General features: G+C 40.0%; 26 protein-coding genes and 2 riboswitches. Of the genes, 3 read left to right on the top strand and 23 right to left on the bottom strand.

From position 1 onward, the window contains the following. Positions 1–12: 12 nt before the first annotated feature. The 17 genes from cobO to ACFX4E_RS21090 form a co-directional block, all read right to left on the bottom strand. Positions 13–552: a cob(I)yrinic acid a,c-diamide adenosyltransferase gene (gene cobO, locus ACFX4E_RS21010; protein ID WP_013057304.1), complete on the bottom strand. Its 540-nt coding sequence runs from the start codon at positions 550–552 to the stop codon at positions 13–15. A gap of 31 nt (positions 553–583) precedes the next feature. Next, entirely contained in the window at positions 584–1,153 is a 570-nt protein-coding gene (locus ACFX4E_RS21015; RefSeq protein ID WP_377579856.1) for a nitroreductase family protein, read from the bottom strand. Between the two features lie 20 nt (positions 1,154–1,173). Continuing rightward, on the bottom strand, positions 1,174–1,944 hold the full coding sequence (gene cobA, locus ACFX4E_RS21020; RefSeq protein WP_013057306.1) for a uroporphyrinogen-III C-methyltransferase: 771 nt from the start codon (positions 1,942–1,944) through the stop codon (positions 1,174–1,176). Next, entirely contained in the window at positions 1,941–3,323 is a 1,383-nt protein-coding gene (locus ACFX4E_RS21025; protein ID WP_377238263.1) for a cobyrinic acid a,c-diamide synthase CobB, read from the bottom strand. Before ACFX4E_RS21025 ends, cobA begins: the two co-directional genes overlap by 4 nt. Positions 3,324–3,336: 13 nt before the next feature. Then, positions 3,337–4,461, bottom strand: a complete 1,125-nt coding sequence (locus ACFX4E_RS21030; protein ID WP_098249575.1) for a cobalt-precorrin 5A hydrolase — start codon at positions 4,459–4,461, stop codon at positions 3,337–3,339. Beyond that, positions 4,458–5,234 (bottom strand): precorrin-4 C(11)-methyltransferase, encoded by a 777-nt coding sequence (cobM, locus tag ACFX4E_RS21035; protein ID WP_028408307.1) that lies wholly within the window; start codon positions 5,232–5,234, stop codon positions 4,458–4,460. The genes ACFX4E_RS21030 and cobM overlap by 4 nt, the downstream gene beginning before the upstream one ends. Beyond that, positions 5,231–5,932 (bottom strand): precorrin-2 C(20)-methyltransferase, encoded by a 702-nt coding sequence (cobI, locus tag ACFX4E_RS21040; RefSeq protein WP_013057310.1) that lies wholly within the window; start codon positions 5,930–5,932, stop codon positions 5,231–5,233. The genes cobM and cobI overlap by 4 nt, the downstream gene beginning before the upstream one ends. A gap of 2 nt (positions 5,933–5,934) precedes the next feature. Continuing rightward, the gene (cbiE, locus tag ACFX4E_RS21045) at positions 5,935–7,131 is read right to left on the bottom strand and encodes a precorrin-6y C5,15-methyltransferase (decarboxylating) subunit CbiE (RefSeq protein WP_377238262.1); all 1,197 of its coding nucleotides are present in this window, start codon (positions 7,129–7,131) and stop codon (positions 5,935–5,937) included. Next, on the bottom strand, positions 7,121–8,224 hold the full coding sequence (locus ACFX4E_RS21050; RefSeq protein WP_377238261.1) for a cobalt-precorrin-5B (C(1))-methyltransferase: 1,104 nt from the start codon (positions 8,222–8,224) through the stop codon (positions 7,121–7,123). The genes cbiE and ACFX4E_RS21050 overlap by 11 nt, the downstream gene beginning before the upstream one ends. Before the next feature lie 3 nt (positions 8,225–8,227). Further along, positions 8,228–8,875 (bottom strand): precorrin-8X methylmutase, encoded by a 648-nt coding sequence (locus ACFX4E_RS21055; RefSeq protein ID WP_013083415.1) that lies wholly within the window; start codon positions 8,873–8,875, stop codon positions 8,228–8,230. A gap of 5 nt (positions 8,876–8,880) precedes the next feature. Beyond that, positions 8,881–9,648 carry a precorrin-6A reductase gene (gene cobK, locus ACFX4E_RS21060; protein WP_028408303.1) on the bottom strand — a complete coding sequence of 256 codons (768 nt, stop codon included), beginning with the start codon at positions 9,646–9,648 and terminating at the stop codon, positions 8,881–8,883. Beyond that, on the bottom strand, positions 9,645–10,556 hold the full coding sequence (locus ACFX4E_RS21065) for a sirohydrochlorin chelatase (RefSeq protein WP_028408302.1): 912 nt from the start codon (positions 10,554–10,556) through the stop codon (positions 9,645–9,647). Before ACFX4E_RS21065 ends, cobK begins: the two co-directional genes overlap by 4 nt. Before the next feature lie 18 nt (positions 10,557–10,574). Further along, complete coding sequence (cobJ, locus tag ACFX4E_RS21070; RefSeq protein ID WP_377238260.1) at positions 10,575–12,197, bottom strand: precorrin-3B C(17)-methyltransferase; 1,623 nt, start codon at positions 12,195–12,197, stop codon at positions 10,575–10,577. A gap of 13 nt (positions 12,198–12,210) precedes the next feature. Continuing rightward, on the bottom strand, positions 12,211–12,591 hold the full coding sequence (locus ACFX4E_RS21075; RefSeq protein WP_016764370.1) for a (2Fe-2S) ferredoxin domain-containing protein: 381 nt from the start codon (positions 12,589–12,591) through the stop codon (positions 12,211–12,213). A gap of 102 nt (positions 12,592–12,693) precedes the next feature. Beyond that, a riboswitch (cobalamin riboswitch) is annotated at positions 12,694–12,873 on the bottom strand. Positions 12,874–12,991: 118 nt separating this feature from the next. Next, a riboswitch (cobalamin riboswitch) is annotated at positions 12,992–13,170 on the bottom strand. A 147-nt stretch (positions 13,171–13,317) separates the two neighbouring features. Further along, positions 13,318–13,476, bottom strand: coding sequence for a hypothetical protein (locus tag ACFX4E_RS21080; RefSeq protein WP_013057318.1), 159 nt, complete (start codon positions 13,474–13,476; stop codon positions 13,318–13,320). A 352-nt stretch (positions 13,477–13,828) separates the two neighbouring features. Continuing rightward, positions 13,829–14,866, bottom strand: a complete 1,038-nt coding sequence (locus ACFX4E_RS21085; RefSeq protein WP_028408300.1) for a M42 family metallopeptidase — start codon at positions 14,864–14,866, stop codon at positions 13,829–13,831. A gap of 107 nt (positions 14,867–14,973) precedes the next feature. Continuing rightward, complete coding sequence (locus tag ACFX4E_RS21090; protein ID WP_028408299.1) at positions 14,974–16,245, bottom strand: cation:dicarboxylate symporter family transporter; 1,272 nt, start codon at positions 16,243–16,245, stop codon at positions 14,974–14,976. Positions 16,246–16,631: 386 nt separating this feature from the next. On the opposite strand from ACFX4E_RS21090, the gene brnQ reads away from it, so the two are divergent. Continuing rightward, a complete protein-coding gene (gene brnQ / locus ACFX4E_RS21095; protein ID WP_060746926.1) occupies positions 16,632–17,987 on the top strand; it encodes a branched-chain amino acid transport system II carrier protein in 1,356 nt (451 codons plus the stop codon). Positions 17,988–18,026: 39 nt separating this feature from the next. On the opposite strand, the gene ACFX4E_RS21100 is transcribed toward brnQ, so the two are convergent. The 5 genes from ACFX4E_RS21100 to ACFX4E_RS21120 form a co-directional block, all read right to left on the bottom strand. Next, on the bottom strand, positions 18,027–18,404 hold the full coding sequence (locus ACFX4E_RS21100) for a hypothetical protein (protein ID WP_102812823.1): 378 nt from the start codon (positions 18,402–18,404) through the stop codon (positions 18,027–18,029). A gap of 14 nt (positions 18,405–18,418) precedes the next feature. Then, positions 18,419–19,576, bottom strand: a complete 1,158-nt coding sequence (locus tag ACFX4E_RS21105) for a hypothetical protein (protein WP_377238259.1) — start codon at positions 19,574–19,576, stop codon at positions 18,419–18,421. A 185-nt stretch (positions 19,577–19,761) separates the two neighbouring features. Further along, positions 19,762–19,959 carry an IDEAL domain-containing protein gene (locus ACFX4E_RS21110; protein WP_013057324.1) on the bottom strand — a complete coding sequence of 66 codons (198 nt, stop codon included), beginning with the start codon at positions 19,957–19,959 and terminating at the stop codon, positions 19,762–19,764. Positions 19,960–20,093: 134 nt separating this feature from the next. Further along, positions 20,094–21,377, bottom strand: coding sequence for an ammonium transporter (locus ACFX4E_RS21115; RefSeq protein WP_377238258.1), 1,284 nt, complete (start codon positions 21,375–21,377; stop codon positions 20,094–20,096). Beyond that, complete coding sequence (locus ACFX4E_RS21120) at positions 21,374–21,790, bottom strand: hypothetical protein (RefSeq protein ID WP_013057326.1); 417 nt, start codon at positions 21,788–21,790, stop codon at positions 21,374–21,376. The genes ACFX4E_RS21115 and ACFX4E_RS21120 overlap by 4 nt, the downstream gene beginning before the upstream one ends. 429 nt (positions 21,791–22,219) lie before the next feature. Between ACFX4E_RS21120 and ACFX4E_RS21125 the strand changes: the two genes are divergently transcribed. Next, complete coding sequence (locus ACFX4E_RS21125) at positions 22,220–22,672, top strand: DUF1641 domain-containing protein (RefSeq protein WP_098287568.1); 453 nt, start codon at positions 22,220–22,222, stop codon at positions 22,670–22,672. Between the two features lie 33 nt (positions 22,673–22,705). Then, positions 22,706–23,884, top strand: coding sequence for an NAD(P)/FAD-dependent oxidoreductase (locus ACFX4E_RS21130; RefSeq protein WP_013057328.1), 1,179 nt, complete (start codon positions 22,706–22,708; stop codon positions 23,882–23,884). A 45-nt stretch (positions 23,885–23,929) separates the two neighbouring features. On the opposite strand, the gene ACFX4E_RS21135 is transcribed toward ACFX4E_RS21130, so the two are convergent. Further along, positions 23,930–24,886: an AEC family transporter gene (locus tag ACFX4E_RS21135; protein ID WP_377238257.1), complete on the bottom strand. Its 957-nt coding sequence runs from the start codon at positions 24,884–24,886 to the stop codon at positions 23,930–23,932. Positions 24,887–24,896 lie beyond the last annotated feature (10 nt).

A 24,896-nucleotide genomic window follows, 5' to 3' on the forward strand; every position in this document is an offset into this window, starting at 1 on the left:
ACTGAGGGCTTTTTAAAATTCAATTCCTTTTACAGCCGGAATTCCTTCATCATAATAATGTTTATGAGGCTTCATTTCCGTCACAAGATCTGCTGCATCCATCACTTCTTTTTTGGCAGAACGCCCGGTAATGACCAAATGCATATGCTCAGGGCGCTTTTGAATAAGATCAATTACTTCGTGTAGCGGTAGCACATCATCAATAGGAAATTTCTCGATAGCCAGTGCATTATTTAACTCGTCTAAAATAACTACATCATATTCGTTCGAGAAGACTTTTTCCTTCGTTAGCGCCCAAGCTTTTTGCAAAGCTTCACGATGTTCAGGCGGTGTTTTTGTCCACGTAAAGCCGACTCCTGTTTGAATCATTTCAATTCCTATTCTGTCAAACATCAGCTTTTCGCCATATGTACGCTGAGGAGATTTAATAAATTGAATCATTAATACTTTTTGTCCGCGTCCCGTAGCGCGCAACGCAAGACCTAAAGCAGCGGTTGTTTTTCCTTTACCGTCTCCGGTATAAATTAACGTAAGACCCCGTTTGTCTTTCAATCTAAAAACCTCTTTTTCTTCGAATTTCAGTTTACAGCCATGTTGTTTTTTCTGTAAACGGTGTTCTAGCAGGCTCTTTCATTTTTGTAAGAGACTCTTCATTTGGGTAACCTAAAAATACGTTTCCTACTACGACTTTACCTGAAGGCTTGCCGATAAACTCATGCAATCTCTCGTCTCGAACAAGACCAACGCCTCTTGTTCTCCAAACGAATCCAAGACCTAGTTCTTTAGCTGCTAGCCACATGGAATGAATCGCGCATGAAACCGCATATTTGTTGTCTTCAGTGGCTTCGTCGTCTCCTTCAACTGTGTCAGCAGTTACGACGATATGTACAGGCGTATTTTTTACTGCTTTTAACGAACTTTCTACTAAATGGGGCTTTGTAGGAAAACGCTCCTTTAAATAAACTTCAGCCAGTTCTTCATACTTCTTTTTTGCTTCTCCTTGAATCGCATAAAAGCTCCAAGGCTCTCTCATTCGGTCATTTGGAGCCCATGTTGCTGCTTCAAGCAGCTGTTCGATTTTCTCTTGCTCCACTTCACGCGCTTCATGATCTCGTACCGCTCTTCGTTCTTTTAGCTGTGAGATAATCGTCATATTGTCTCCTCCTTTTAACATTAAAGCAGAATATTTTCCGCTCTTTCTTCGAACCATTTTATTTTTTCTCTAATTGTCACTACTTCACCTACAAGCACGATAGCAGGATGAGCAATTTCTGCTTTTTTTGCTATTTCTTCGATTGTGGCAAGCGTTCCCGTTACGGTGCGCTGATACTTCGTCGTTCCCCATTGAACAAGCGCTACTGGCGTATGTTTATCTCGTCCATGGTCCATCAACTGCTTGCATATATGAGGTAAATTTCCAACGCCCATGTAAAACGCAATTGTATCTATTCCTTGAGCAAGCGCTGACCAATTTAAATAATCTTTTCCTTTTTCTTCTCTTCCATGACCCGTTACAATCGCAAAAGAAGTGGCATGATCTCTATGGGTAACAGGAATTCCTGCATAAGCTGGAGCTGCAATTCCTGACGTGATACCAGGCACTACTTCGTAAGGAATTCCTTGAGTAGCAAGCACTTCAGCTTCCTCTGCTCCGCGGCCAAACACAAAAGGATCGCCTCCTTTTAAGCGCGTCACTACTTTTCCTTGAAGCGCTTTTTCAACAAGCAGTTCGTGAATACGATCTTGGATGACTCCGTGCTTACCCGGTAATTTCCCGCAAAAAATAAGCTCGGCGTCTTTTTTAGCATAGTTTAACAACTGTTCGTTGGCTAAGCGGTCATATAAAATAACATCCGCTTCTTGAATACACTCCATTCCATATACGGTTATTAGCTTCGGATCTCCTGGTCCTGCTCCTACTAAATATACTTTTCCAACTGTCACACGGCATCTCTTCTTTCTTTTTTTACGGCTTTACACTGTTCCACCCAGTTTTCTACCATCTTCGTAGAAGAGCCGAAATGAAAGTGCGTATAGCCGGCAATTAAATTATTGTTCATATAGCCTTCTTCTTTCATTCCTCGCATCCCTTTTGTATCATAGGCAGGCGAAAACTCTTTCTCTGAATGAAAAGTTGAATAATGAAATTCATGGCCTTTAGCTTGTATATCGCCTTTAAATAAAAAATTCCCCTGCTTTCCCGTTACTTCTCGGTACCCTAAAGCAGCTAATTTTGTCTGCATTCTTACTTGTCCGGGAATAAGCCCCACCATTTCATGGCATGTATCATCTGTTGTGACAATACCATCTGTTAAAAACATAAAGCCTCCGCACTCAGCTAGTGTAGGAATCCCTTTTTGGATGGCTGCTCGAACAGAATTTTTAACGTCGATTTGCTTAGCCAGCGTTTCAGCAAATTCTTCTGGAAATCCGCCTCCTATATAAAGACCGTCAGCATCTTGTGGAACCATTTCTCCTTTTAAAGGCGAAAATTCTACAAGCTCTGCTCCGTAAGCTTTTAACAATTCGAAATTTTCTTCATAATAAAAGTTAAAAGCGGCATCTCTCGCTACAGCAATTTTCACTTGAGGTACGGACGGCTTTGTAAAGATAGGCTCATTAATTTCTATTTTAGGAGCTAAAGCCAGTTCATATACTTTTTCGATATCAATTGTATCATGAACAAGCTTTCCTAACTGTTCAAAAAACGGTGTTAACTCTCCTCGTTCAATCGACGGAATGAGCCCGAGGTGACGTTCAGGAATCGTAAGATTATCGTTTCTTTTCAAGTAGCCTACTACAGGGATATGACATTCCTGCTCAATCGCTGCCTTAACAAGTTTATAATGTCCTTCACTTCCAACCCGGTTAGCAATTACACCAACGATGTTAGCTTCCGGTAAAAATTGCTGAAACCCTTTTACAATCGCCGCTGCACTTCTAGCCATACTAGCACAATTGACGACTAAAAGGACAGGGCTATTGGTGATTAAGCTGATTTCTGCTGTTGTTCCTTCGTTCGTTAACGGGTTTTTCCCATCGAAAAATCCCATAACTCCTTCCATGATGGAAATATCAGCATCTTCACTAGCGCGAGCGACAATTTCTCTAACCATATCGTGTTCAAGCATCCAGCTGTCTATATTTCGAGACGCTCGTTCTGTAACAGCCGTATGATACGTTGGATCAATATAATCGGGTCCGCATTTAAACCCTTGAACTCTGTAACCAGCTTGTCTTAATGCTGCCATCAGCCCGATTGTAAGTGTTGTTTTCCCTACGCCACTTCCGGTACCGGCAATGACGAGTCTTCTGTTTGACATGTTGCTCTCTCCTTTAGTCATATGGAATAAGTGCCACTGAAATGGTTACATTCCCTGACTTTTTCTTCACAAGTTCAAGCTTATCAGCACCGCTGTATAACATAGCAGCAGGTTCACTGACGCCATATGCACCTGTATATTTAAAGACAGTATCTGAAGGCTGTTGGATACTTATGCTGTTTAGCTCTTGGGGCGAATAATAGACAAACTCCCAGCCGTACTTAGATGCCACTTCTAACAGCCCTTCTTCATCTTTCTTTAACTCTATTGTACATAATGCTTTTACACTTTTCATTGAAAACTGAAGTTCAGCAAGCGTTTTTTCAATAACGGTTTCAATTTCCGCTGTACTTGTCCCTCGATTGCATCCCATCCCAATCGCCAGTACTTTTGGACGGTAAAGAACACCGTTTTCTAAGATCGCTTCTTCCTCTTCTTCTAAATTGCGATGCGTTACAACCAAGGCTGCATGTGGCGATGCTTCAAGAGCTGTCTGAATCGATGAATACGTTTTAATGTTAGCTGGAACAGGGTGTTCATAATGCCACCAGTTCTTTTCACCTGATTCTTGAACCACTGCTATTTCTTCTTCATTCACCACAGAAGCGCTGACAGGCGTTAGTTTTTCTGCTGATTCCCAAACCCATCCAAAGCGCTTACCAAATAAATCAACTGGAATTGTTTTTTGCACATCGGATGCTGTTGTAATAACAGGATGAGCTTCAAGAGCTGCCGCAACTTCACGCGTAAGCTCATTTGCTCCTCCGATATGACCTGAAAGCACGCTGATGACATTTTCACCTTTATCATCAATGACAACAACCGCAGGATCCGTTTTCTTATCTTTTAAAATAGGGGCAATCATACGCACAACTGCTCCGAGTGAGATAATAATAATAAGTCCTTTATAGGATTCAAAAAGAGAAGGCAAAAGCATCCGAACGCTTCCTGAAAACAGCTGAATGTTCTGCTCTTGTTCGTCTCCTTTTTCAAATTTGCTCATGTAATACACGTCAGACTGCTGAAAAGTGCGGCCTAGATTTCTTGCAATTTCTACGCCGTGTTTTGTGATAGCTACAACGGCATAATCTCCGCGCTGTGTAATGAGGGCTTTTTTTCCTTCTTGGAGTTGAATCATTCCGACTTCACTCCTCTTCGAAAGCCATGGGTAAATGTTTTGTCATAAAGTTTTGAACGATAATCTTTGTCATGAATGTGTGGATCAAGTGCCCAGCCTGCCAAAATCATCGCCTGCTTGCGAATGCCGTTTGTTCGCATAGCATCATCTAGGTCTTTTACCGTTGTGCGAACAATTTTTTCATCTGGCCACGTTGCTTTATAGACTACTACAACCGGCGTGTCTTCACTCCAACCGGCGTTTATAAATTCTTTCATTACTTTTTTTGTGAGCGTCGCGCTTAAAAATAACGCAATCGTACATTTATGTTTTGCTAAATCAGTTAATTTTTCAAACTCAGGCACAGGCGTTCTTCCTTCAGCACGAGTTAAAATAACTGTTTGAGTCAAATCTGGAATGGTTAATTCCGCTTCAGCCGCTGCTGCAGCAGCGAATACGGAGCTGACGCCCGGAACAATTTCAATATCAACGCCTTCTCTTTTTAAAAGTACCATTTGTTCCATAATGGCTCCGTACATAGCGGGATCTCCGGTATGTACTCTTACAACCATTTTTCCTTCACGCATGCGCTCAAGCATCGTACCGACCATTTCTTCTAAATGCATACCCGCTGTTTTTAACACTTCAGCTCCTGGTTTAGACTTAGCAACTAGCTCTTGACTTACCAGTGAGTCAGCGTACAAGACAACATCTGCCTGCTGAAGTAATTTTAAGCCTTTTACGGTAATTAAATCTGGATCTCCGGGTCCAGCTCCGATTATGTATAACTTCATTTTCGCACCACCATTAGCGTTAAGTATTGTAAATCCGCTCCTTCTAGTTCTGAAGCTTTCCAGATAATTTCTTCATCTGACGTTACTTTTGTCACCACTGACGCTTTTTCAAGCAGATCAAGCTCTTTTAAAAGACCGACCATAAAATCGATGACTTTGGCCACTTTAATAAAAATGACGCAGTCGTTTTCCATTAATACTTTTTTCATTGTTTCATAATCTTCACGAGCAGGAACAATTGCTACGTGTTCATCACCGTCTGCTAACGGAATACCTAAACGAGATGCAGCTCCATTAATGGATGAAATACCAGGAATTACTTGAATCGGAGCTTCAGGGTGACGTTCTTGCATCAGGCGCATCATGTGAATAAACGTACTGTAAAGCATAGGGTCGCCTTCTGTGACAAATGCTACATCTTTTCCTTCCTGGAGCTTTTCCCATACTCGTTCTACCGTTTCGGTCCATTTTCTTTCCAAAATAGCAGGATCTTTTGTCATTGGAAACACAAGGCCGAGCATATCTTTTTCATTTGCACTGAAATAGACATCAATAATTTTTTGGGCGTAGCTTTTGCTTCCTTTTTGTTTTTTCGGGTACGCGATAACGGGTGATTCTTTTAATTTACGAAATGCTTTTACTGTAATCAGTTCTGGATCTCCCGGTCCAACTCCAAGTCCGTACAATGTTCCAATCATATTCATTCTCCTCTTTTGGCTGTAATAATATAAATGGGATTTAAAGCGTCAAATCGCGTTAAATGTAAAATGGGCTTGCTTCTTGAAATTTGTGCAAGCGTAACAGCAGTCTCGAATCCTCGCTCTTTAAAAGCTTTCATCGCTTCTGCTAAATTTTCAATCGTTACGGCATTTAATACGATGCGCCCTCCTGCATTTAATCGGCTGCAGCACACGTCCAAAATGGTTTCCATGCCTCCTGCTGTCCCTCCAATAAACACCGCATCAGGATTAGCAAACTCACTTAACCCTTCCGGTGCTTTTCCGTGCACAGTGTGGGCGTCTACTCGAAATTTCAATAGATTTTCTCTGCAGTTTTCTAAGTCTGCTTCATTTTTTTCCACGGCAAAGATTTGTCCTTCACGCGCAATTTTAGCCGCTTCAATTGCGACTGAACCCGTACATGTTCCGATATCCCATACGACGCTGTCTCTCTTTAGCTGCAGGGCGCTAATACTAAGTGTACGAACTTCTTTTTTAGTAATAAGTCCTTTGTCCGGCTTGCGTTGAATAAATTCATCGTCCTCTATTCCAAGAGGCCAAATTGGGCTTTTTTCTACCTGCTTTAATATCACGACATTAAGCGGGGAAAAGAGTTGATTCGCCGCTTCTTCCAGCGTAAGCAGCTGACAGCGCTCCGTTTCTCCTCCTAAATTCTCTGCTACAAACATCTTGTATTCCGTCATGCCAAATGACAATAAGTAGTTTGCCAGAGCACTAGGAGAATTTTGCTCATCTGTTAAAATCGCTACTTTTTTATGACCGTCTATGCGCTGAGCGAGTCCCTTTATACTTCTGCCGTGCACGCTTGTAAAATAAGCGTCTTGCCATCGCTCTTTTAAACGTGAGAATGCAAGCTGAATAGAACTTAAATAAGGATATATTTCAACGTCTAGCTTTGTAGAAAGATAGCTTCCTATTCCGTAAAATAACGGGTCGCCTGAGGCTAACACAACCACATTTCCTTCTTCGTTTTTTAAACGTTCAACAAGAGGAGAAAGACCCCCTTCAATCGCTACTTTTTCGCCTTCGACATCTTGAAAAAAATCCAGGTGACGCTTTCCTCCAATTAGCACATCACTTTCATACACCCACTGTTCATACATCGGAAGCAAACTTAACTTCCCATCGTCACCAATTCCAATAATTTTAATTGCCATGTTGCACCGCCTGTCCTAAAAAATCTCCTTTTAATGTGTAAAGAGACGTATCGACATCGATTCCGTCCCCTATTTCCTTTAATGCTGATAAACAGCAGTACTCGCACAGTTTTTCAAAAAACTGATGATGACCGCTTTGCGTCATTAAATCTCCCACTTGAGAAGCTGTGTTTGCACCTTTTATTTCCTCTACCAGTTCAGCAGAAGCGCCTGACTCAGAAGCAGCTTTTGCTAAAAAATTAAAATCAATGGGTGCACTTTTTGAATGAACCATCATAACGCCCTGCGCGACTTTTGAAAACTTTCCCATCATGCCTACGAGCGACACTTTTTTCATTCCTTGCTTTTTACATTGTTTTAACGTAAATCCAACAAAATCTCCCATTTCGATAAATGCTTCTTCCGGAAGTTCAGGGAACTGTTTCATTCCATACTTTTCGCTTCGGCCCCCTGTCGTAATGACAACGTGCTCACAGTTACTCGCTTTAGCAACGCTGATGGCCTGAACGATACTTGCTTTATAAGCAGCTGTCGAGAACGGAACGACAATCCCCCGCGTCCCCAGTATCGAAATGCCTCCTAAAATACCTAGACGCGCATTTAATGTCTTTTTCGCCATTTCTTCTCCTTCAGGAACCGAGATGACAATCTTAACGCCTTTTTGTATATTGTATTGGGCTAGAAGCTGTTCAGCCGTTTCTTTCAGCATCTTTCTTGGAACAGGGTTAATGGCTGCTTCACCGACAGGAACTGGGAGACCGGGCTTTGTCACACGCCCTACTCCCACTCCTCCATCAATGATAATGTCTGCACCATTACACCACGAAACTTCAGAAATAATCAGCGCTCCGTGCGTGGCATCGGGATCGTCTCCAGCATCTTTAATGATGCTGGCTACAGCACTGCTTGTGCGATACTCGCATTCTTCAAGATGAAACGTAGCAAAGCGGCCGACAGGTAGGTAAATCGTTGACTCATCTTGCACTTCTCCTGAAATTAGCGTAAGCAGAGCTGCTCTCGTAGCTGCCGTTGCACAAGCGCCCGTCGTATAGCCTTCTCTGAGTTTCTTAGGTTCTTTTGGTACTTCCTTCATGCGTTACACCTGATCTGCAAGAATTGAAATTGCATTTAATGCAGCAACCGTTACCGTACTGCCGCCTTTTCGCCCGATGTTTGTAATAAACGGTACGTCAAGTTTTGCAAGTTCTTCTTTAGATTCAGCTGCTGAAACAAATCCTACCGGCAGACCAATAACAAGCCCAGGCTTCGCTTCTCCTTCTTTAATCAAACGAATTAATTCAAGTAAAGCTGTGGGTGCGTTCCCAATTGCAAAAATTCCACCGTCTGCTTCTTTGATGGCTTTTCGCATCGAAATAATTGCACGCGTTGTATTTAAGCGCTTTGCTTCTTCCATTACGTCCGGATCCGAAATATAAACTTTGATTTCACCGCCGTGTTTTTCAATTCTCTGCTTGTTTGTTCCTACTTGCACCATTTGTACATCTGCAACTACTTGCTTGCCGCTGCGAATAGCTTTAATTCCTGCTTGAATCGCATCTGGATGAAACAGCATGCTGCGCCCAAGTTCAAAGTCTGCAGACGCATGAATTACGCGCTGAACAATTGGGTACTGTTCGTCTGTAAACGGATGAGGCCCAAGCTCTTCTGTAATCATCTCAAAACTTTTTCCTTCTATTTGCTGAGGCTGAACAGTTAACGGTTTAAATTCTGTACGAAAATCCATCTCAATCAACTCCTATTTTGGTTTACTAAAGCATGAACCACTTCTTCAAAAGTGGAATACACGGTTCCATACTCAATTTTCGGTCGCCCAATCATAATAATATCTAAGCCTAACTCTTTAGCTGCTTCCACTTTTTCATCCACAGATCCAACTTTTCCGCTTTCTTTTGTGACCATGACCGTCACTCCGTATTGCTTATACAGCGCTCGATCAAACTCTTTTGTAAACGGCCCTTGAATAGCAATAATATTTTTTTGCGGGAATCCCAATTGCTGGCACTTTTCCATATTATCCAGCCTTGGAAGCATACGAGCAACAAGCCGTACATCTGAAAGAGGAAGCAGCTTTTCTGTAAAAACCTGCAGCGTTTTGCTGCCTGTTGTGAGCATAATAACTCCTTTTTTCACAGCTGCTACTTCTGCTGCTTCTTCATACGTAGAAACCATTGTCATATTATCATAGGTAAAAGCCTGCGAAGCCCGCTCATAGCGTATGTAAGGAATCGCTGTTTCAGCAGCTGCGCCGATAGCATTTTTAGACGCTTCTTCCGCAAAGGGATGACTTGCATCCACAATAGCTTTTACACGATGTTCGTTTACAAAATCCATCATATCTTCTTTTGTGAGACGTCCAATTTTCACTTTCACTTCTGCACGCTGTAATTCGATAGCTGCGTTTTCGGTTACAACCGTTGCCGTAACCTCATGACCTGCTTTTTTCACTTGCACGGCTAATGCACGTGCATCGCTAGTTCCGGCTAACAATAAAATCATTTTAGCCCGCCGACCTTATCTTCATGGTGGTCGTGGTCATGATGGTGATCGTGGTGATGGTGTCCGTGATCATGGTCATGATCGTGATGATGATGGTGATCAATATGCTCCATAATGCCGAGGCGATATTGACACGTATCGCAGTTCATTTTCACTTCACCTTCTAATCCTTCTTCAGCACGTTCTTTTAAAATTGTCTGCAGTTTTGGGTGAAAACCGAAATAGCCGGCGAGCTTAAACTCAATGTTTTCATGCTGCATTTTATACTGCGTCACCATTTCTTCCAAACGCTTAATTAGTACTCCTGTAAATAAGAAATACGGGAGAATAACCACTTTTTTAGCGCCTAGTTTTAAACATCGCTCTACCCCTTCATCAATCAGCGGAGCAGTTACGCCCATAAAAGAAGTTTCAACGATTTTATAGTTTGTTTTTTCCCAAAGAAGGCGCGTAATTTTATATAAATCACTGTTTGCATCAGGATCACTTCCTCCTCGCCCTAAGACGATAACAGCCGTGTCTTCAGCTGGAGTTTCTAAATTCTCTCCTGATTCTTGTAATCTCGTTTTTAAAATTTCAAGGACTTCTTCATGAACGCCAATGGGACGTCCGTATACGAAGTTTACGTGTGGATATTTTTCCTTAGCTTCATCTATAGCCGCCGGAATATGTATTTTAGAGTGGCCCGCAGGCAAGAGCATAATTGGAATTACAACTACATCTTGTGCTCCTTTTGCCACACATGTATCAATGCCTTGACTTACATTTGGGCGTTCAAATTCTAGAAAACACGTTTCTACTAAAATAGATGCGTCCCAATCATGCTTCATAGTCGAAATAAATTCGCGAATTTGATCGTTCCCTTCAGGATCTCTGCTTCCATGACCGACAAATAAAACTGATTTCATATAATGCCCTCCCATTTTTTAATCTCCACACGGAGCTGGTTCTACTTTTATTTTTGGTGTTATATCTTGATAGTCGAATCCATAAACGTTCTTCACACGCTTAAAGAATTTATGAAACCGCTCATTAGGATGACCTTTTTCTTTATATTCATGGACAATGTTCTCCACTATTTCAACAATGTCGTCAGGCGCTATACCTTCCGCCACAATTTGACCTGAATGCGCATTGCGTCCAACCGTTTTAGCTCCTAAAAATAAATCAAACGCACCTTTTCTATAGACAATGCCGATATCTTCTTGAACAGCGCCATAGCAAGCCATACCGCATCCATTAATACCAAGCTTCAGCTCTTTTGGCATGTCCATTCCCCCGAGGCGTTTTTGTAATTCTTCCGTATGTGGAATAGCATCGCTTTTTTCTCCGTCACAAAAATCACACGCTTTAATTGTGAACACATCTCCGACCGGAGATAGTAAAAAGGAAGCTGCTTGGAGCTTTTTAATAATCACATCTGGCTGAGCCGTTGGGATTTGCAGTTTGATTTGATGGTCAGGTGTATACTCCATCGTACCTTTTTCACCAACAACTTCTGCTAGTGTTGTCATTTGAACAGGCGTGAATTTCTTATTGGCAAGTCCTGGACTAACCGCCACTTCGAAAATAGACTGTACTGGCTGACGTACGACCGCAGAAGTAGGTTCACCTAAAATTGCTTGAAGCGCTTCTTCTGCAAGAGCTCGTGAAGTTGCTGTTTCTTCTGTTTTGGTCTGAATTGCTTCAATAGTCGAAGCTGTTTGCTTTACAGTCTCTTCTTGATCGAGAGCCCATGGTTCTGCTTCTTTTCGAAGTCGCTGATGCGGTCTTAGCGGCTGCTCCGTTTGGTTGAGGGTATATTTTCGCTGATATCCGCGCGGTGTAATCATTAAATCGTCGTAAAAGAACGTAGATGAATTTCCGACAACAACGGTAGTCAGCATGCCAATTTCATGATTTAACATGTCTTTTAAGTTGGTCATTACGACTTCTTCACGGTCACGATAAGCGCTTTTCACAAGACCAACAGGCGTATCAGGGGAACGATACTTTAATAGAATTCTTTGCGCTTCAACAATTTGTCTTGTTCGTCTTCCGCTCTTTGGGTTGTAAAAAGCCACTACAAAATCTGCTTGTGCAGCTGCTTCAATTCTTTTTTCGATTAGCTCCCAAGGCGTAAGGTGGTCACTTAAACTAATTGTACAAGCATCGTGCATCACGGGCGCTCCAAGGAGAGATGCGCATGAATTGATAGCCGAAATGCCAGGAATTACTTCCAGCTCTACGCCCGTTTCTTTTTTCCAGCCTTTTTCAATCAACACTTCATACACAAGGCCTGCCATTCCGTATACTCCCGCATCTCCGCTCGAAATGACAGCTACGGTTTTTCCTGCTTCAGCTTGCTTTACAGCTTCCTGTGCACGGCTTACTTCTTCGGTCATTCCCGTACTAATAATTTGCTGATTCGTTAACAGTCCTTGAATTAATTCCACATAGGTTTTGTAACCGATGATCATATCACTTTCTTGAATGGCTTCTCTTGCTCGCTGTGTAATATGTTCAAAGCTTCCCGGCCCAAATCCAATAACTAAAAGTTTACCTTTCATGCTAGCTCCTCCTTTATGCGTTACTTTTTACTTTGTCAATTCCTTCTATGGAGTCACTGTTTTCCGGAGAAACGAAACCATTTTGATCATATTCATAAATAAGCGATTCCTTTATACTGCAGCCTCCTGCTAAATGTTCTTCGACAATCCGATGAGCCACGGTTTCAGTGACCTGCTTGTACCAATCTCCTGAAGGATAGACGATAGCTACAGGAGCATCTTTGCATCGTCCGTTACAACGTGTACGCGTTGTATGAACCGTTTCATCCAAATCCAGTTCTGTCACTTTATTTCGAATAGCTTGCGTGGCTTCTTCTCCACCTTTTCTCATACAGCTGCTTCCATTACAAATCAATACGTGATGTTTTGTTCCATTTAAGTTCCACGTCGTCACACTCATTCGCTCCTTTACTAAAAAAAGCGCCTCTATCAATGATAGAGGCGCAGAAAAATTCAAACTAAGTTTTTGCACTTCCACCTATATCCCGTAGGGTAAGCTTCGCATTAGAAAAAGGCTGGTTTCCTGACTTCGATTCATCACTTGATTGCGCCTTCCCGAATACAGTGGCATATGCAATCAGCTCATCTTCACAGTGGCGGGTACCGCGCTGGCTTCACACCAGACTTCCCATTTAACGCAATGTGGACATTGCGCACCTTTTTTGCACGATATGTAGTTTTGCGATACGAGAAAAACCCGCTTCGCTAATATGCGAGCGGGTAAAACGTCAGAATAAGAGTGTACACGAATGCCACTTTAAGCCAACGTTTCCCTTCCCGCTCCCCGGAGAAATAGAAACTTCACAATAAAGACAGGTCTCCTGACTTGTGTATCATTCTACTTGAGAACCTTCCCGTGATTTTTCCACAGTGGTTATACTCGTTCGTCCACACTTACAGTTGCGGGGGCAGTACTGGTCTTTCACCAGTTTCCCTATTAAGCCTTCTTGGCATCTTTACTGTTGCTGTTTGATATATATGAACCTTTTAAACTATCAGAATAATAGAAGTAACTACCATATCATAGCGTACATTTTTTTTTATTTCAACTCTATTCTTTTTATAGGATATAAAGAGCCATAAAAAAACAAGAGCAAAAAATCAGCTCTTGTTTTTCTACTTATATAGCTACCAATGTTAAATGAGGATCATTATAATACACGACTTCTGAAAGAACTTTACAGCCATTTGTTTTGGCAAAAGCTTCTCTCGCCTGCTTTTCAGTTTCAAATTCAAACATTTTCATTTCTTTTCCAGCATATACCGTCAGTACCCACATGAAAAGATTCGCCTCCGATTATTGTAGTGATCGCTATATCCACATTATGACGAAACCATTTCCTTTTGAAAACCCATTCTACAAAACTTGTCACAAGAAACTTTTAAAAATTTAAAAACATTTTAACTTCTGTAAATGAACAAAATGTACAAAAGGTTTAAGCAGTATTGTACCTTTTTAAAAAGGTGCTTTTTTAACCAACTGTTGATTCACCAGTAAAAAAATATATAGTATTTATAAAAAAAAAGAAGCCAGACAGCCGGCTTCTTTTTTAAGAAAGGAAAGAACAGACATCACAATCCCGTTCTGTTCTTTCCTTTGCATAAAAATACACTAATTAAATATCCCTTTCTTAAAGCAGAATCATGTTCGACTGAACATAGTAATAGAGAAGCTTATACGTATGATTCAATGAATCTTGATGCGTTCTCTCAAACGCATGAGAAGAATCAATTCCTGGACCAATCAAGCCGTGTACGATATCGTGTCCGGCACGAATAGCAGCAGAAGCATCTGATCCGTAAAACGGATAAATATCTAATTTGTACTGAATATCATGCTGCTTAGCTAGCTCCACTAAATGCTTTCTCAAACCGTAATGATATGGGCCGCTTGAATCTTTTACACAAATAGACACGGTGTATTCATCAGTAGATTGTCCATCTCCCATAGCACCCATATCAACCGCTAAGTATTCTACTGTTTGAGGCGTAATGTTCGAATTTCCTCCGTATCCAATTTCTTCATTATTTGAAATGAGAAAATGCGTAGTGTATGGCAGTTCGATCTGTTCTTCTTGAATTATTTTCATGAGCTGAAGCAATAAAGCTACGCTTGCTTTATCATCGAGATGACGAGATTTAATAAAACCGCTTTTTGTTATTTCTACACGAGGATCAAACGAAACAAAGTCGCCGACTTCAATTCCAAGACTGCGAACATCTTCTGCGCTATGTACTTTTTCATCCAATCGAATTTCTATATTTTCTTGATTCCGCTCAGCTTTCCCTGCATCTTTATACACATGAACAGATGTTTGATGCATAAGGATGGTTCCTTTAAATACTTCTCCTGATGAAGTTTCAATTTCACAATATTCTCCTTCAATAGAATTGTAGCGAAACCCTCCAATCAGGTCGATTTTCAGACGTCCACTCGGTTTGATTTCTTTTACCATAGCACCTAATGTATCGACATGAGCCGTCAGCATGCGGTGGTGATCTGTATCTTTACCGGGAATAGTAGCGACTAAGCCCCCTTTTCGATTGCGATACGTTTGAATATTTAGCTCTTTTACATAGTCTTCGACAAATGAAATTACCTTTTCTGTATTTCCAGAAGGACTGGGAATCGAAACAAGCTTTTTAATTAACTGAACAGTTTCCGTCATTATGACACTTCCTTTGTCTCTCATTTCTTTTATTTTACCATATGTTTCAAAAAAGATAACAGGCAGCTCCAAACAAAAAAGCCGGGCATCTGCCCAGCTTTTTTGTTTTAAGCTATGTTTGATTTCTTTAATTCATTTGTGTAATTTAATGATTTTTGCTTATCAAACTCGCCTTCAGACTTGGACATTACAATAGCAGCTAAAGCATTTCCTACTACGTTAACTGTGGTACGCATCATATCAAGAATGCGGTCAATTCCTGCAATAAATGCCATGCCTTCAAGAGGGAAGCCCATAGATTCAAGTGTAGCAAGTACAACTACAAACGATGCCCCTGGTACACCAGCCATTCCTTTTGAGGTTAACATTAGCACAAGAAGGAGCTGAATTTGGTCCATAATGGAAAGGTCGATGCCGTACATTTGAGCAATAAACAGCGATGCCAGCGCCTGATAAATGGTTGAACCATCTAAATTAAACGTGTAGCCCGTTGGAATAACAAACGATGTAACCGATTTAGAACAGCCGAAGTCTTCCATCTTTTTGATAAGAGACGGTAAAACGGCTTCTGAACTTGCCGTTGTAAAAGCAAGAAGCAGCTCGTCTTTTAACACTTTTATCAGCGTAAACATGCTTGTTCCAGCCATTTTAGCAATAATTCCAAGAACCACAAGCACAAAGAAAATCATGGTGAAGTAAACGGCGAACACTAATTTTCCTAATGGAATAAGTGATCCGACACCAAACTTTATAATATTAACACCAATAAGTGCAAATACACCTACTGGAGCAAACTTCATCACCAAATTAGTTACCCAAAACATTGCATCCAAGACGCCTTCAAAAAAGGCTAAAACAGGTTTTCCTCTCTCTCCAATCGAAGCTACGCCTACACCAAACAGTACGGAAAATAAAATGATTGGTAAAAGATCGCCTTCTGCTACCGATTGAAAGACGTTTGTCGGAACAATATGAAGAAGCTCTTGAGCAATCCCTGTACTTTCAGACGTTTTTGCCGTTGCCTCATATTGAGAAATATCGCTTTTTTCAATATGTCCCATATCAACCCCTGCACCAGGGTGAAATAAGTTCGCGGCAATAATCCCCACTACAATAGCAATGGTTGTAACAATTTCAAAATAAAGAATTGTTTTTCCGCCAAGCTTACCTAATTTTTTGATATCGCCTACTCCTGCGACCGCTACGATTAATGCTGAAATCACAATCGGTACGACAATCATCTTAATTAAATGAATAAATATGTCTCCAATCGGCTGTAAAATAGAAATGGCTGTATCGCTTCCGTAAAAGATAGCACCTACAGCTACGCCTAAAATCAGTCCAATTAGAATCTGAGTTGCTAGACCTAACCTTTTCACTTTCTTGCTCCTTTCGCACAGTTGACTTTCATCCATCGAGCATATGCGGTTCCGCGAACCGTGTATAAATATACATCCTTACAGCACCTTATGTAAACAGTTCTTTACTAAAAGGATGTAAGGCCGCACATGCGAATTTTTAAAACTTACAGTTCTGTTTTATCATATCAAATAATTGTTGTATATTGAGATTTTTTTGCTAAGAATTTTTCTATTTTTGCTATTTCAGCGAATAAATTAAAAAAATAAAATTTTATATTGAAATATGCATTTTAGGTTAGTATAATACGATACATGTTTATTTTTATTATTCGAATATAAAATTCTGAAAATTTTAATTATTCAACACGATAATAAAAAGCATTTATAATTTTGGAGGTTTTAACGTGTCAAACAAAGTTCCTTTTTCATTTATAGTGGTTATTGGCTTTATGCTTTTTGCCCTATTCTTCGGTGCAGGTAATTTAATCTTCCCTGCAATGTTAGGTCAGTCTGCTGGAAGCAATATTTGGTCAGCAAACGCTGGATTTTTAGTAACGGGTGTAGGTCTGCCTCTTCTAGGCGTTCTCGCGTTTGGTTTTTCCGGAAAAGAGGATCTGCAGTCTTTAGCTAGTCGCGTACACCCAGCTTTCGGTATTATCTTTACTACGATTTTATACTTGGCAATCGGACCGCTTTTTGCGATGCCAAGAACGGGAAGCGTTTCGTTCGAAATCGGCGTTAAGCCTTTTTTATCAGAAAATTCAGGGCACCTTCCCCTTATCATTTTCACGGTAATTTTCTTTACTATTACCTGCTTTTTTTCGCTAAATCCTGCGAAAATTGTCGATTTAGTAGGAAAAGTTTTAACACCTATTAAATTAACGTTTATTGGAATATTGGTAGTTGTAGCCGTTGTGAACCCAATTGGAAAATTTGAAGCACCAAGCGAAGCTTATACAACACACTCATTTTTTAAAGGCTTCCAAGAAGGCTACTTAACAATGGATACACTAGCATCATTTGTTTTTGGAATTATTATTATTAATGCAATTAAAGAAAAAGGAGCAAAATCCAACCGACAAATTATCACAATTTGTGCAAAAGCTACGGCTATCGCTGCCGTTATTTTAGCTCTTATTTATAGTGCATTGTCCTATATGGGTGCTTCAAGCGTATCAGAGCTTGGACGTCTTGATAACGGAGGTACGGTTTTGGCTGAAGTATCAAATTACTACTTTGGCTCTTACGGAGGAATTCTTTTAGGTCTGATGATTACCGTTGCTTGTTTAACAACAAGTGTAGGTCTTGTAACATCTTGTTCATCTTTTTTCCATAAGCTGTTTCCAAGTGTTTCTTATAAGTTGATTGCTGTTATTTTATCAGCATTCAGCGCCGTTGTAGCGAACTTTGGTTTAACGGAATTAATCGCTATTTCGGTTCCCGTCTTAACAGCTATTTATCCGTTAGCTATTGTGTTAATTGCTTTAACATTCTTACATCCTTTATTTAAAGGACGTTCTGAAGTTTACCAAATGAGCCTTCTGTTCACGTTTATCGTTAGTTTATTTGATGGCTTAAATGCTGCTGGATTCAAAATTGCGGCAGTAAACGATCTGTTTACATCGATTCTACCTATGTATGGAGTAGGTCTCGGCTGGGTAGTTCCTGCTATTGTAGGAGGATTAATCGGTCTTGGCATTACCTTCCTTCGTACAAATGATAATACGAACAGAAACACTTCAAGAAAATTGATTAAATAAAAAGAGGATGCACTCGCATCCTCTTTTTATTATGGCGTATTATGAATAAGGAGTTTTTTTCTCCATTAACTTCACTTCTTCTCTTAACACATGTTTTTCGTATAGATATTTATCCGTACGTTGAAAATGATATTTATCCGCTTTTTCTTTTTCAGATGTGGTCAAAAGCACTCGATGATTAGAAGCATCTGACACACCAAACGTTTCATTTTGATAAGTAGCATACGGAGCTATAAAAAACACTTCTTCAACAGCATCACGAGGAACTTCTTTTGTGAAAGTCGTATCATTGTATGGAATGAATCCATTTGCTACATCGCCTTTATCATAGCTAATTAGCTTTACACCCCCGTTTTCCGTTTCATAACATTCGTAATCTCGTTCATTATATGCTGCATACAAACCTTTTCGAATCACAAAAAACCAGTCCTTTACATTGGGTTAGCAACCGCTGGTACAAATCGTTTTTCTTCTGCCACATAGGTAGCTACAAGTACTTCTTCCCCATTTACCACTTGATATAGTTCCGCTCCGTTTGCTGGTGGATAATAGTTATCGAATTTGAACTCTGGAACGGTTTCCCCGTTTCGAGATCCTGTAAACCCATTAAGCGTACATGGAGGTCCGTCTGTTGTTTTTCCTCCGAACACAGTTCCGTAGGGAATATCAACGTGGCTTACCGCTTGCGATTTAAATTTGATTACACCATACGTCGATCCTTCTTCAGGAAACGGCCTTTTGCCTGAACCATCGATGTAATCTAAACGTAAGCTTTCAACAAAATCTTTGTAAGAAGTAATATCATGAACATCTTCAGCTTTAGCTACATACCCCCCCACTGCTGTATAAGATCCATCTACATACTTTTCAATATCTTTAGCAGGAATCGTTTTTTGCAGCAGCGTATCTTTTGTAAGGGGAGAAACAGAATCACGTATAGCCTTCATTACTTCTATTTCATGAGAAGTTAATGTTTTAACATCCTTTAATTTTAGTTCATTAAACTCTTTTTTTGTAAGATTAACGCGCTTCAGCACTTCATTAATTTTTTGATCAAAATCTTCTAAGCTTTCTAAATCTGAAGCCTTATAATGAGCATCAACTGTTCTTACATCTTTATGTACTTTTTTAACTTCGTTTAATTCATACTGTTCTACTTCATCAGCCGTTTTAAACGTTTCAATGCTTGAAATGGTTTTGCCATTCGTATCAGCTACAACGTAACCGTCTTCAGCTTTGATCACATATCCGACTTCTCCGTTACCTAACGCAATTAAGTCTGACTGTTGAAAAGCGGCTTTCCCTTTTTCTTTTTGAAATTCCTTATCTGTCATTCCCTTAGTAACGAGAGCTTTAAGTTCTGACGTGTCTTTACTGTCTTTTTGATTTGCTTCTACTTTCTCAGCTGTAACTGATGAAGTTTCTGTATTAGATGGAGAATGAGTGACCGTCCCGATCACAAAAATAAGACCAAACACAATCCCTATGCCATACAAAAATTTGCTTGTTTTATGAGCTCTAAATAAAATTCCTAACACAATACAAACAATACCTGCAATCAAGCTGTCTACTAATAATAGATGTCCCAACCAAACCCCTCCTCTTTAATTCTTGTTTATGTTAAAAAAACCCATAAAAGAAGTCAATACAATTAATGTAAATAAAGTTTTAAATAGGAATATATTCATAATTATTACTAATTAATCCCTTTTAGTAGGTATCAAAAATAAAACACACCATCTAAAATAGATGGTGTGTGAAGTATAGTAAGTAATTAAGAAATTTGTTTAAGTTCTGATGAGAGTTTTAAAAACTCTTCTTTATTTTTCATCAATAGCGTGCGGTCGATTTCTTCTTTTAGCTGTGCTTTACGAAATTCTGCAATCGCCTTGTCTAGAATCATCTCAGCGAATAATGCATCAAGCACCTTTCCGTTGGATTTTTGCGGTGAATTAAGTAAATTCTTTTTCATAAGAAATCAACTCCTTGGCTTTTTTATAATATAACACAAATATTCTGACTTTTCAATCATTTAAACCAAGTATTTTAAATCTATTTTTTTTCACATAAAAAGGCCGCCCTTTTGTTATAAAGCGCGGCCTTTTATTACGAATCTGCGGCTTTTTCTTTTACTTCCGCATAGTAGTTTTCATATTCAATAAATTCAGGAGCCTGATGAGCTGCCATGATACCGTGGTAGCTGATATCTAAGCCCACTTCTTCTTCTTCTTCCGTAGATCGAAGCGGAACCACCAAGGAAATAACCTTTAACCCTATCCACGTCGTAACAAATCCCCAAGCGCATAGAGCGATTAACCCAAGAAGTTGAACGCCAAATAATGTCCAGCTCCCTCCTGTAAACACACCGCCGTCTGTAGAAAACAAGCCTACAGCCAACGTGCCCCATATTCCCGAAGCAGCGTGTACAGGAAAAGCTCCTACAGGATCGTCGATTTGACGTGCTTCGAGCCAGTTTGTAGCTGCCATCATTAATAAACCAGATACAGCTCCAATAAAAATAGCAGATGGTGTGTTAACAAAAGCGCACCCGGCCGTAATGCCAACCAGTCCGGCAAGCGATCCATTTATCACAGAAGGTGCATCTGAACGGTTGTAGCGAAATAAAGTATAAAATAAAGTAGCTGCTCCGCCTGCTGCTGCTGATAACATTGTGACAATAGCAATGTGACCAATTCTAACGTCAGTAGCACTTAGCGTACTTCCTGCATTAAACCCGAACCATCCAAACCATAATAAAAAAGCACCCACTGATGCAAGCGGCAAATTGCTTGGAAGAGAAACAGAACTGATTCCATTTTTCGTGAACTTCCCTTTTCTCGGTCCAATCATTATTGCAGCTGCTAAAGCTGAAAAACCGCCAAGAGCATGAATAACTGCCGAACCGGCAAAATCAAGCATCCCTAACTTACTAATCCATCCGCCTCCCCAAATCCAGTGGCCGGCTATAGGATAAATAAATGTAGTCATCAAAATCGCATATAAAAGATATGCGCGGAAATTAATTCGTTCTGCTACCGCTCCAGAAACGATAGAAATGACCGCAATAACAAACGCACATTGAAACAGCCAAAACGTTTCAAGCCCAATTGAAATGTCAAGGTGCGATAAATTACCCGAGAGCGCAAAACCGCTTTTACCGACAACTCCACCTAAATCATCACCGTACATTAATCCAAAACCAATTAAATAGAAACAAAGCGTTCCTATTGTAATATCAGCGAATACTTTCATAATAATATTCACGCTATTTTTATAGCGGACAAAACCTGCCTCTAGCAAGGCAAAGCCGCCTTCCATTAACAAAATCATCGCGGCTGTTAATACAACCCACGTTGTATTTATACCTAAACTTAGTTCATTAACACTCATATCCCAACGCCTCCACTGCTTTTTAATCGTTTTATTTCTTGTACAATAGCAGGCGAAAGCGTAATTTCACTTGTTTCTTCATTTTCCGCTTTTATTAATTCAAGAACTTCATGAAGTTCTCGCATTTGTGCTTTAAGGTGATCAATTTTTTTAAAGCGCTCCTTTACGTATACCATATACTCGACCGCTTGATGCTGACTTAAAGGACGCCCGGTAAAAAATTTACGAAACGGTGATAGTGATTGATACCAAGCTTCTTCAGCACGTTTCTTCTCTTCGTATTTACTAATTTTCGTTTTTATATCTTCTATTTCTTGTGCTTTAGCTTCTTTTAACTTCATTATAAATTCAATTAATTTTAATTGAGGCAACGTAATGACCACATTATGATAAAGTTCATCCACTATAACCATGTTATATCTCCTTACATAAGATGTTATATTCTGATTATATGTAGAACACTATAGTAAGTCAATGTAATTTTTTGAAAACTCTTTAAATAGTAAATGCGCCCTATCTTTTTAACACTTATAGAATATTAAGTTCGTATGTGTTGAAATATGACGTTATTTGTTTTATCGTAGGAAGAGGAATCATGTTAGTTCCCTATTTTAATTTTATTTACCTAGGCAATTATTCGTTTTATTTTTTATAAACTTTTATTAAACAAAGGGTTACGAGGTTCTTTACTTATTTTTTCAACGAAATGAGTTGATTTTATCTCGTATTAAAATTAAAATAGAATTATGTGCAAGATTTCACAACTTCACAATGTAGTTTGAAAGTCTAGCAGATAACTAGGAACTACATATGCAACAGTATCCAGCAAAGGAGGACTTTTCATGTCTCAATCAACTATTCAAAAATCAGCTGCAGAGGAAAATGCTGCTGTACAAACAGAAGCGGCAGTTAACAAAGGTCAAGCGGATGTGTTAGATCAATTGTTAAAGCCTGAAGTACAAGAAGCTCTTACTGTTCTTGTAGATAATTTACCAAAATTATCTGAAATGGTAACGGTGCTTACAAAAACTTACGACGTTGCGCAATCATTATTAACTGACGACGTATTAAAAGAAGATCTACTTGGTGGAGTAAAAGAATTTATCGAGCCGGTAGAAGGAACAGTAAAAGGTCTTGCAGCTACTGCAATCGAAGCAACCGATCGTGCAGAAGCAAATGCTTCTAATTCAATCGGTTTATTCGGTTTATTACGCATGCTTAAAGATCCACAAGCTCAAAAACTATTCCGCTTTGCACAAGCGTATTTAGACATTACAAACGAAAAACAAAAATAATTTTCATTAAAAAGTGTGGACGGAGGATCGACTATGTCAAAACATATTTTAATTTTAGGCGGCGGTTACGGTGGTTTATTAACTGCAATGACAGCTCGCCAACACCTAAGTGCGGATGAAGCAAAAATTACAGTAGTGAACCGTTTTGCTACTCACCAAATCATTACAGAATTACACCGTCTAGCTGTAGGCGGCGTTTCTGAACAAGCGGTAGCTTTACCACTTGATAAATTACTTAAAAACTACAACGTTGATTTAAAAATTGCAACGGTAAAAGAAATCTCACCAGATCAACGTGAAGTATCTCTTGAAGATGGTACAAAATTAAGCTACGACTACCTTGTTACAGCTTTAGGTAGTGAAACTGCTTACTTCGGTATCCCTGGTTTAGAAGAGCACAGCTTCGTTCTTAAATCAGTAAATGATGCAAACCGTTTACGTGCACACGTAGAAGCTTGTATCGCTGAATACAGCAAAACAAAAAATAAAGCTGACGGTACAATCGTAGTTGGCGGCGGCGGATTAACAGGTATCGAACTTGTTGGTGAATACGCTGACTTAATGCCAAGCCTATGTCTAAAACACGGTGTTGATCCAAAAGAAATTTCTCTATACTGTGTAGAAGCAGCTCCTACAGTTCTTCCAGGCTTCCCTGCTGAATTAGTAGAGCGCGCTCAATCAAGCTTAACAAAACGTGGCGTTACATTTGTTACTGGTACACCTGTAACAAAAATGGATGCTACAACTGTTGAACTTAAAGACGGCAGCAAAATTGAAACAAAAACAATGGTATGGACTGGCGGAGTTCAAGGTAACTCTGTAGTTGCTAACTCAGGTATCGAAGTAAACCGCGGTCGTGCACTTGTAAATGAATTCTTACAATCTACATCTCATAAAGATGTATTCCTTGCTGGTGACTCAGCGGTTGTAATGGGTCCAGAAGGTCGCCCTTACCCACCTACTGCTCAATTAGCTTGGCAAATGGGTGAAGTTGTAGGCGTGAACTTAGCAGTAGCTATTCGCGGCGGAGCAATGGAATCATTCGTTCCTGTCTTCTCTGGTACACTAGGAAGTCTTGGACGCAAAGATGCAATTGGTACAATCGGCGGAAACAAAACGCAATTAAAAGGTTTACCAGCATCACTTATGAAAGAAGCAAGTAACGTTCGTTACTTATCTCATATCAAAGGATTATTTGCATTAGCTTATTAATCCGTCTTAAAACGAAAGAGGAATTCTCCTCTTTCGTTTTTTTATTTACATAAGCCAAGAAATAAGAAGCGGCAGCGTAATCAACGATAAAATAGCACTAATAACAAAAGCAGATGCCGTTTCGTTTTCCAAGCTTTCAAACCGCAAAGCAATCATCGCTGCTACAGCAGACCCAGGAAAAGCTACCAGTAAAATAGCTTTTGTCACTTCATCTGAAGACAACCCTATCCATACTGCAATTCCGAGCATAACGATGGGTTGAACCGCTACTTTTAAGACGGCTATCCCAAGCGCCCCTTTACTAAAGTTAATTTTTCCAATTCCAATCGTTACTCCTACCGCAAACAAAGCTGCTCCCGATGTAATACTTCCGATTTGATCAAGCATATCCTGTAAAAGTTTAGGTGACTGAAAACCGCAAAGGGTTAAAATCACTCCAATTAACGGTACACATGCCAAAGGCTCAGATAAACCATGCAAAATGGAATGAACCGTTACTTTAAATAAACTTGTTTTCTCTTCCCCTTCTTTTCGCCCCCGTTGTCCAACGGTTCCTAAAATCGTTGCCAGCGGATCTAAAATCGCATTCACCACGATTCCTGTTATAGCAATTGGAATCGCTACTGCGCCTGCACCAAACAATCCTCCGAGTACTGGAATGCCCATAAAAGCAAACGTTGGCTGAGCTGAGTTTAAGGCGAACATAGAAGAGGCAGTTAGCGTATTCTTCCCTGCATACTTCACGACAAGCAAGATAATGAGGTAAAACCCGACGATTCCTAAAATCAGCGCTAATAAAAACGGCCATTCGTCTATGAGTGTTTTTCTTGGCGTTGTCGTTACACCTACAAATAAGTGTGCAGGAAGCGCAAACTTCGTTACTAATGTGTTGAGCCCCTTAGACGTTTGCTTATCAAATTTTTTAAAGTGCCCTGCTAAATAACCAAGCAAAATGACAAAAAAGATAGGCGCGAGAATGAGGAAAATTTGACCTATGCTCATTTATCATTCA

This window comes from Priestia sp. YIM B13491, from assembly GCF_042787605.1.
GTDB classification, from domain to species: Bacteria; Bacillota; Bacilli; order Bacillales; family Bacillaceae_H; genus Priestia; species Priestia megaterium_E.

Bases quoted from the DNA above. Each gene is read 5' to 3' on its own strand.
- ACFX4E_RS21015 (WP_377579856.1), bottom strand. From the start codon at position 1,153: ATGACGATTATCTCACAGCTAAAAGAACGAAGAGCGGTACGAGATCAT.
- ACFX4E_RS21025 (WP_377238263.1), bottom strand. From the start codon at position 3,323: ATGTCAAACAGAAGACTCGTCATTGCCGGTACCGGAAGTGGCGTAGGG.
- ACFX4E_RS21030 (WP_098249575.1), bottom strand. From the start codon at position 4,461: ATGATTCAACTCCAAGAAGGAAAAAAAGCCCTCATTACACAGCGCGGA.
- cobM (WP_028408307.1), bottom strand. From the start codon at position 5,234: ATGAAGTTATACATAATCGGAGCTGGACCCGGAGATCCAGATTTAATT.
- cobI (WP_013057310.1), bottom strand. From the start codon at position 5,932: ATGATTGGAACATTGTACGGACTTGGAGTTGGACCGGGAGATCCAGAA.
- cbiE (WP_377238262.1), bottom strand. From the start codon at position 7,131: ATGGCAATTAAAATTATTGGAATTGGTGACGATGGGAAGTTAAGTTTG.
- ACFX4E_RS21050 (WP_377238261.1), bottom strand. From the start codon at position 8,224: ATGAAGGAAGTACCAAAAGAACCTAAGAAACTCAGAGAAGGCTATACG.
- ACFX4E_RS21055 (WP_013083415.1), bottom strand. From the start codon at position 8,875: ATGGATTTTCGTACAGAATTTAAACCGTTAACTGTTCAGCCTCAGCAA.
- cobK (WP_028408303.1), bottom strand. From the start codon at position 9,648: ATGATTTTATTGTTAGCCGGAACTAGCGATGCACGTGCATTAGCCGTG.
- ACFX4E_RS21065 (WP_028408302.1), bottom strand. From the start codon at position 10,556: ATGAAATCAGTTTTATTTGTCGGTCATGGAAGCAGAGATCCTGAAGGG.
- cobJ (WP_377238260.1), bottom strand. From the start codon at position 12,197: ATGAAAGGTAAACTTTTAGTTATTGGATTTGGGCCGGGAAGCTTTGAA.
- ACFX4E_RS21080 (WP_013057318.1), bottom strand. From the start codon at position 13,476: ATGTGGGTACTGACGGTATATGCTGGAAAAGAAATGAAAATGTTTGAA.
- ACFX4E_RS21085 (WP_028408300.1), bottom strand. From the start codon at position 14,866: ATGACGGAAACTGTTCAGTTAATTAAAAAGCTTGTTTCGATTCCCAGT.
- ACFX4E_RS21110 (WP_013057324.1), bottom strand. From the start codon at position 19,959: ATGAAAAAGAATTTACTTAATTCACCGCAAAAATCCAACGGAAAGGTG.
- ACFX4E_RS21115 (WP_377238258.1), bottom strand. From the start codon at position 21,377: ATGAGTGTTAATGAACTAAGTTTAGGTATAAATACAACGTGGGTTGTA.
- ACFX4E_RS21120 (WP_013057326.1), bottom strand. From the start codon at position 21,790: ATGGTTATAGTGGATGAACTTTATCATAATGTGGTCATTACGTTGCCT.
- ACFX4E_RS21125 (WP_098287568.1), top strand. From the start codon at position 22,220: ATGTCTCAATCAACTATTCAAAAATCAGCTGCAGAGGAAAATGCTGCT.
- ACFX4E_RS21130 (WP_013057328.1), top strand. From the start codon at position 22,706: ATGTCAAAACATATTTTAATTTTAGGCGGCGGTTACGGTGGTTTATTA.
- ACFX4E_RS21135 (WP_377238257.1), bottom strand. From the start codon at position 24,886: ATGAGCATAGGTCAAATTTTCCTCATTCTCGCGCCTATCTTTTTTGTC.